This window comes from Nostoc sp. NMS9, assembly GCF_017114995.1.
In the GTDB taxonomy this organism is placed as follows: domain Bacteria; phylum Cyanobacteriota; class Cyanobacteriia; order Cyanobacteriales; family Nostocaceae; genus Nostoc.
In genome coordinates, this window is record NZ_JABXKL010000009.1 from 82,451 (window position 1) to 90,532 (window position 8,082).

Annotated in this window: 5 protein-coding genes and 2 pseudogenes; 3 read left to right on the top strand and 4 right to left on the bottom strand. The window is 40.4% G+C overall.

What is annotated here, in order from left to right:
- The first annotated feature begins 1,050 nt into the window (after positions 1-1,050).
- The 3 genes from HWQ40_RS04140 to HWQ40_RS04150 all read left to right on the top strand — a co-directional run bounded on the left by HWQ40_RS04140 (position 1,051) and on the right by HWQ40_RS04150 (position 4,314).
- Entirely contained in the window at positions 1,051-2,088 is a 1,038-nt protein-coding gene (locus tag HWQ40_RS04140; RefSeq protein WP_292775129.1) for an NADP(H)-dependent aldo-keto reductase, read from the top strand.
- Positions 2,089-2,267: 179 nt separating this feature from the next.
- The gene (locus HWQ40_RS04145; RefSeq protein WP_292775130.1) at positions 2,268-3,395 is read left to right on the top strand and encodes an aryl-sulfate sulfotransferase; all 1,128 of its coding nucleotides are present in this window, start codon (positions 2,268-2,270) and stop codon (positions 3,393-3,395) included.
- A 247-nt stretch (positions 3,396-3,642) separates the two neighbouring features.
- Positions 3,643-4,314 (top strand): glutathione S-transferase family protein, encoded by a 672-nt coding sequence (locus tag HWQ40_RS04150; RefSeq protein WP_292775131.1) that lies wholly within the window; start codon positions 3,643-3,645, stop codon positions 4,312-4,314.
- 122 nt (positions 4,315-4,436) lie between these two features.
- Here the strand turns inward: HWQ40_RS04150 and HWQ40_RS04155 are convergent, their stop codons facing one another.
- From HWQ40_RS04155 to HWQ40_RS04170, 4 genes and pseudogenes are all read right to left on the bottom strand, one after another.
- Positions 4,437-5,459 carry an NAD(P)-dependent alcohol dehydrogenase gene (locus tag HWQ40_RS04155; protein ID WP_292775132.1) on the bottom strand — a complete coding sequence of 341 codons (1,023 nt, stop codon included), beginning with the start codon at positions 5,457-5,459 and terminating at the stop codon, positions 4,437-4,439.
- Between the two features lie 177 nt (positions 5,460-5,636).
- Positions 5,637-6,659 carry a tetratricopeptide repeat protein gene (locus HWQ40_RS04160; RefSeq protein WP_292775133.1) on the bottom strand — a complete coding sequence of 341 codons (1,023 nt, stop codon included), beginning with the start codon at positions 6,657-6,659 and terminating at the stop codon, positions 5,637-5,639.
- A 255-nt stretch (positions 6,660-6,914) separates the two neighbouring features.
- A pseudogene (locus HWQ40_RS04165) lies at positions 6,915-7,049 on the bottom strand (ATP-binding protein); the annotation flags it as partial.
- A 253-nt stretch (positions 7,050-7,302) separates the two neighbouring features.
- A pseudogene (locus tag HWQ40_RS04170) lies at positions 7,303-8,028 on the bottom strand (group II intron maturase-specific domain-containing protein); the annotation flags it as partial.
- Positions 8,029-8,082 lie beyond the last annotated feature (54 nt).

The following is an 8,082-nucleotide window of genomic DNA, read 5'->3' on the forward strand; positions in this document are numbered from 1 at the left end:
CTCCTGAATATAGCTGTCTCTAGAAAAGACAACTCGTACCATAAGGAGAAAAATCAAGAATTTAATCCTAATGTGAAAAGGTGTATTTCCTAAATTTTTTTTTAATCAAAGATTGAGATTTTTACACTTATATATTTAGTATAACATAACCAAATTAGTTATTTATAATAACAAAAAAATCAAGATATATTATATAGACCAAAACTTGGTATAGGTGTCTAAAAAGTCTATCTTAAGGCTGATACAAAATAATACATATTAAGAGCCAAATATTAAATACATACCTCGATAAACAACTGTATAAGATTGTTAAATCTTGGTTTTAGCAAAGTTAATAGGATGTTGAAAAAAGTATTAGTGTCGGCTCAAATGGAATAAATCCTAATAATTGAAATTGCTAAAATTCACTGTAATTGCACTTGCGATCGCATAATTAAATGAAATTATGTTCATTAATTATATTGTTATAGATATGAGCATGCTTGGAAGCGATCGCAGCAATAAATTCCTGGTTATGCAAGTCATTAAAACCCTAAATCTTTGTCATTGCTACCAAATCTTGTTACCTCTTCCTGGTAGTTTTGGTATATTTTAATTGCCGTAAGACAAACTACATAGAACTAAGTATATTAATATGAATATTTATTAAGACTTCATTCTAGCTAGAAGAATCTTAAGATTTTTAATATACTACGGTAAACCTACCGATTTGTTGTATTATACACTTAGCCTAAAAAAGTCCATTTCACAAATACTCAATAAAAGTAAGTATTTTCTACTACATATTTAAAATTTTTATTACCCACAACTAACTTAACTTATCTGGTTAATCTATGCAATAATAAACAACTGTACTTAGTAACTACACTTTGTCTATCGACTTAAAGTAGTATATACACCAATGATTAGCTGAAAAATTTATATTGGCTTAGTGCCAAATCCAGTATTGTTTGAAGCTAATTTACTTAAAAAATAATAACGCCCTTGACAAAATGCAAAATTTCAAACAAAAATATCACTGTTAAATCGACTGAATAACAACGCAGAAAGATGAAGTATAACCAACTTGGCAAAAGTGACTTAAAAGTTTCTGAAATTTGTCTGGGTACTATGACTTATGGACAGCAAAATACTATTGAAGAAGCCCATGAGCAACTAGATTATTCTATTGCCCAAGGAGTCAACTTTATTGATGCAGCGGAGATGTACCCTGTGCCAACAAGTGGCGAAACTTATGGATTAACTGAAACTTACATTGGAGAATGGTTAAAACGTCAACAAAGAGATCAACTCATTATAGCTACTAAAATTGCTGGCCCTGGTCGAGGCTTTAAATGGGTACGTGGAGGAGCCAAAGCAATTGATCGTGATAATATCAAACAAGCCGTAGATGATAGTTTAAAAAGATTACAGACAGACTATATTGATCTGTATCAAATCCACTGGCCAGATCGCTACGTGCCAAGGTTTGGGCAAACGGTATTCGATCCGACTCAGGTGGGAGAAACGGTTCCCATTGCTGAACAACTAGCAGTTTTTGACGATCTAATTAAGGCTGGGAAAATTCGCTATATCGGTTTGAGTAACGAAACACCTTGGGGAGTTGCCCAATTTAGTAACGCTGCTAAACAATTAGGATTGCCCAAAGTTGTTTCCATTCAAAATGCTTACAACTTGCTGAATCGAGTATTTGACGGAGCCTTAGCAGAAGCAGTTTATCACGAAGAAATTGGATTACTAGCTTATAGTCCTTTAGCATTTGGCTTCTTAACTGGCAAATATCTAAACGGTAAACCAGAGAAAGCCAGAGTCACTTTATTTGAAAATTTCGGTCAGCGCTATCTTAAACCGAAAGTCAGTCAAGCCGTATCAGCTTATGTAGAAATTGCCAAGCGCCATCAATTAAGTCCAGCACATCTGGCTTTGGCATTCGTGCGGAGTCGTTGGTTTGTGCCTAGCACAATTATTGGTGCTACCACACTCGAACAACTTAAAGAGAATTTAGAAAGTGTGAATGTAGTTCTCGACAAAGACATTTTGGAAGAGTTGGATATAGTTCATGCTCAGTCGCCAAACCCAGCACCATAAACAATTAAAAATTCAAAATTCAAAATTCAAAATTAAAGACAGTTAGCCTCGTTACCAGGCTCCAGCCTGGTAACGCCTCCCTAGAGCCTCTGGCTCTCATTATCAGAGTAGAAGTAGAGATGCGCGATGCACTCTCTCCCAGTTCTTAGATTAAAAACTAGATATTTAGTAGGTAAAATATGACTTTTACAGCAACATCAGTTGACCAAAATACGATTCGTCGTCGCGGTACTGGTTTAAGAGCTTACAATCCCGAAAAAGTATTTAAAGGATACACACTTTTCACACCTCTGACAGGTCAAGGTGAAGTCTACCTTCTGAACTTGGAAGGAGAAGTAATACACCAGTGGAATCTGCCTTATCCACCAGGGTTATACGGTTATCTCTTGCCCAATGGCAACCTTTTTTATAATGGTAAGACTCCACCAGAAGAACCCCTACGTTTTGCTTTATGGGCTGCATTCAAAAGTGGCGTTGTTTTAGAAGCAGACCCCAAGGGAAATATTATCTGGGAATATAAGCATCCAGATCATCATCACGATGGACGCAGACTAGCCAATGGCAACACAATTCTACTCGCCATTGAAAAGATACCTCAGTCTTTGGTTAAGAGCATCAAAGGTGGCGTACCAGGTACAGAATCAGATGGTGATATCTATGCAGATGTGCTTTATGAGGTGACTCCACTAGGTGAAATTGTTTGGACTTGGCACGCTCACGAACACCTCGATCCAGATATATTTACGATTACACCCCAGGATCATCGACATGAATGGACTCATGGGAATACTGTGGGTGAACTCGCTGATGGCAACATTATAGTGAGCTTTCGTAATATCTCCACAGTTGTCATTGTCGATCGCAAAACTGGAGAAATCATCTGGACGCTGGGCGATGAGGTGCTAGCACAGCAGCACTTCCCGAACGAATTAGCTAACGGTAATATCTTGATTTTTGACAATGGCGCACATCGCCGTAACATTGCTCTCAATTTTTCCCGTGTGATTGAGGTGAACCGTCAAACCAAAGAAATAGTTTGGGAATACACCGACAATCCGCCCCAAAATTTCTTTAGTTCTTATATATCAGGAGCGCAACGTTTGGCCAATGGCAATACCTTAATTACAGAAGGTGCTTATGGTCGAATATTCGAGGTGACAGTTACAGGGGAAATTGTTTGGGAATACATCAATCCCCACTTTGCATCTCGGAATATTCCAGGTGAAAAATCGCCGGTAACGCGTGGAGAGCAAAATACAGTCTTCCGCGCCTTCCGTTATGCACCTGAAGAAGTGCCCTGGCTGTAGGAGTCTGTCAAGTTTAAATTGATGGGTAAGCAAGTTTGTAGTCAGGGCTTTAGTCCTTATTTTCTAAGCGCTAAAGTGCTTACTACGAACTTATGATTATTAAAAGTTTGCTTAGTGTCGAGAATTTTTTACGCTACATTCGCTTCAAAAAGATTTTGTGACACTAACAATTTAAGATTTGGGATTTTGGATGAAAATTCAATTCCCAATGCCGATTAACAAGTCCTATTTACGAAGGAACTTAAACATGGCTGAAATTAAAGTATACAGTGCAGTTGTTTGTCCTTATGCTCACCGTACCCGCTTGGTACTCCAAGAGAAAGGCATCGACTTCGATTTGATTGAGATTGATTTGCAGAATAAGCCGGAAGGGTTTACCAAAGTTTCCCCCTATGGTAAAGTGCCTGCACTAACTCATGACGATAACCGAGTTTGGGAGTCAGCGGTAATTAACGAATATCTTGATGAGGTATTTCCCAATCCACCACTGTTACCTAGCAGCCCTATTGATAGGGCACAGGCTCGTATCTGGATCGATTTTGCTAACACTCGGTTTGTTCCTGCTTTTTCTAGCCTGCTGCGGAGTTCAGATCCCGAAAAACAAGAGGAAGCTAAACAGGAACTATATAAACATCTGGAATTCATTGAAAATGAAGGTTTAGCAAAGCTTTCTAAAGAAGGCCCTTACTGGTTTGGTGAATCTATCAGTTTGGTTGATTTCACTTACTTCCCTTGGTTTGAGCGCTGGGCTGCACTGAAGCAGTATCGCGGCTTTGGAGTCCCAGAGCAATTTACCCGTCTACGCCAATGGAAACATGCTTTGAAAGAGCGTGAATCTGTGAAAGCGATCGCTCACTCTAAAGAATTCTACATTGAGCGATATGCTAAATTTGCTGCGCCTACTCTCGCTGCTGTTTAAACGTAATTCATAACTATGTTTCAAGTGGGAATTCAAACCCCACTTGAAACATAAAATTAAACTCTTTAAAATTACGAATTACCAATTACGTTAGCGTAGCGTTAGCGAGTCTGCGTTCGCTTTTAGCGTCTCGAAGAGAGCGTCATTACAACTTTACCGAAGTGAGCCGCACCTTTGAGGTAATGATAAGCCTCTCGTGCTTCAGTAAAAGGGAAAACTCGATCAATAATTGGTTTGATTTGATGCTGTTGCATTGCCTGATTCATCGCCTCAAACATTTCTCGACTGCCAACATAAATTCCCTGAACTGTTAAACTCTTAAAAAGTATTGGCATGGGGTCAATCTCATTTCCTCTACCTGATAATACGCCAATCAAACTAATACGTCCTCCAATGCGGACTGCTTGTAGCGATTTTGGCAGAGTACCTGCACCGCCTACCTCAACTACATGATCTACACCTGTGCGATTAGTTAATTGGTAAACTTGCTTTTCCCAATCTGGTGTTGTTTTGTAGTTGATTGTTTCGTCAGCACCAAGCTGTTTGGCTCGTGCCAATTTCTCATCACTGCTAGAAGTAATAATCGCTCTCGCACCATGTATCTTGGCAAACTGGAGAGCAAAAGTTGAAACTCCTCCAGTACCAAGTAATAAAACACTATCACCTGCACCAATATTGCCTTTTGTAATCAGTCCATGCCAAGCTGTGACTGCTGCACAGGGTAAAGTTGCGCCTTCAATGTAGGATAGGTAATCAGGTAATATTACTAAACCATCTTGGTGTAATAAGACATACTCAGCTAGCATTCCATCGATACCGCCTCCGAGATCGGATTTCATTTTCTCTTTGGTTAAAGAGCCATAAATCCAGTCTTGGAAGAAAATACCAGCGACGCGATCGCCTATTTTTACCCGTGTCACACCTTCCCCCACCGCCACAACTTCTCCCGCACCATCAGACATGGGAATTAACGGATATTTCTGTCCAGCACCGTAAGCTCCTTCAATAACCAGCAGATCGCGATAATTTAAGGATGTTGCTTTGACTTGAATCAGAACTTGTCCAGGTGCGGGTTTTGGTTCAGGGCGATCGACTAATCCCAGGGCATCAATCCCGGCGTTGCTTTGAATTTCGTAAGCTTTCATGGATGTCTTTGTTCTAGCTACAACTTTGGTATTGTAGCTAGGGTAAAAAAGAATCTAGAGGCGTAGCAAGTGCTACATCTCTACAAGGCTTCTGGATAACGCATATTTAATTTCACTAGTAGGATTGCCCTCATCCCCTAACCCCTTCTCCCAATATGGGAGAAGGGGAACTGGACGCTACAGAGAATCTATGAACTGGTGTACTTTTTCTAAAAGTGGCTGATATTCAATTTGCTCTGCTAACTCTTGGGCATTTTGGTAGCACGATCGCGCCATTTTTTTGCGTTTCGTGGTAGCGTAAACGCTTCCCATATTTAACAAAGTTGAAATTTCTCCGAGATTATCGCCTAGTTCTTGATAAATCATAATGGCTTGCTTGTAGAACTTCATTGCTTGGCGATGCTCTTCCAGGGTGCTGTAGGTAAAACCAATGTTATGAAGGGTTGTTGCTTCACCAGAGCGATCGCTGATTGCTCGACGTGTCAAAAGAACTTGATTGTAGAGCAATAGTGCTTGTTTCGGTTGTCCTAAATCATGATAGACAGAAGCAATATTGTTCAAGGTCGTTGCTTCTGCAAGCAAATTCTTGACAGCTCGTTGAATTGGCAGTGCTGCTTGAAAAAATTCTAGCGCTTGCTCAAACTTGCCTAAGACATTGTAGGCAAATCCAATGCCATTGAGCGTTGTTGCTTCACCAGAAAAGTCACCTAACAATCGCCGCATCCTCAAAATTTGGTGTTGTAGCAACAGTGCCCGTTTTGGTTCTCCTAAACGCGTATAAATTAGTGCGACATCATTAAGAGTAGAAACTTCACTTTGAGTATCTTGCGATCGCCTAAAGATTGGCAGTGCTTTGTCAAAATATTCCAACGCTTGCAAAAAGCGTCCAAGACGACTGTAGGTAGAACCCAGATTGCTAAGTGTAGTTGCCTCTGCTGGCGTGTTGCCAATTTCAATAGCAACCGAAAGCGCCTGATGAAAGCGCTCTAATGCTCTTTGAGGTTGCCAGCAACTGAGGTGAGCTAAACCAAGGTCGTTTAATGTATAACCTTCTCTAGCTCGGTCTGGAATTGCTCTAGCCAAGTGTAAATTTTTGGTTGCAAGATCGAGAGATTCTTGAAATTTCCCCCGTTGGTAGTAGCGGTTTGCTTCGTCACGACGTTGTTCCCATTCTTTGACTTGATTTAAAGGTTGCGTCATCTGACCTCAGTTGCATTCTGCGATAAGTAGGTAGGACATCTCTTGGGAATGAACCCCTCTTAGGTTTCCCAAATTTTAACCTTGATCTTCTATCTTTAGATATAAGACGTAAACAGATAAGTATGCTATTGTTTCATACTTAATAGGAATATTTATGAAGCAATTAATACAAATACTGTAGGGGCGCATAGCAGTGCGCCCTCAGATTCCCGACTTTTGAAATAAATCGGGAATCTTGTTGTTACATGGCTATTTTCAACTCAACCGTTGCCGCAACCACAAGGCCAGTAAAGGCAATGCCAGTTGATAACCTTGCTCGGCATTATAAATCAAACCTTTGTGCTGTAACCCAGTCAGCGCACCCTGAAGGCTTCCACCCCTTGAAAGTCCTTATGTTTAGCAGTTGGTTCGCCAATGATTCTGTGGGCTGCGGTTGTGAATCGTTTTGATCCGCCAAATTAAATTAAACAATGGCAACATTTCTGGGTAGGGGACTGATAGTTTTAAGATTGCAAAATGTAAAGGGAATCATCCAAATCTTGAGGAATATAGGGTCTGGTTGAGTCGATGGGGGATATTATTCCCCGCACCTCTCAGTTAAATCTGGGCGTGCGATTTTCACCGCACCCAGCTTCCGATGTTCTCAGCTTGCGCTTTTGCTCATGTGTTTGTAATCATGGCAACTCTCATGAATTGCTTCAAGATTCTTTTTCTTCCAGTTGGCATGATTTCCGTCGATGTGATGCAGGTGAACCCTTTCTTCATCGATGAACTTTAAGCCGCAGGAAGCACATCTATGGTTTTGCTTCTTAAGAGCAATAGAGGTTTCGCCGAAATAGAGCTTACTGTTACGTTCGCTCCAGTAGGCTATATCTCCGTCATAGGGGGATTTGGTTCCTTTAACCATGACATGTTTATTTTCGGAGTAAGGAACTGCTGGGAATGCTTTATCTAGTAATTTCTTGCTAGAGTAGCGGGTTTGCTTGGTTTCGTTGTTGAATACCGTGTAAGCTCTTTTTTGGATGTGGTATAACGAGTTTCTTGACCCGTCCATCTTGCAGAACTTATGGTAATTTCTCCAGCCTCTAATTACCGGGGCTAATTTCTCAGCCTTTGTGTTAGCACCATAATTCGAGTTGTTAACGATGTGTTTTACTTTCTTACGGAGTGCTTTGAAATTGTCCACTGAGGGAGTGCATCTAAACTTTCCGTTTTTCTGGATTTTAGAGTGCCAGCCTATGAAATCAAACCCATCTGTCGCAGCGGTAACTTTGGTTTTCTTTTGGCTTACATTCATTCCGCGTTTGCGGAGGAACTTGCTGATTCTTTCAAGTATCTCTGTCGCATCATCTTCGGGTCGGAGTATAATAGACCTCTTGCAAAAAAGTTTTGTGGTAGATTAGTAGATTAAAAAATTTCCAAC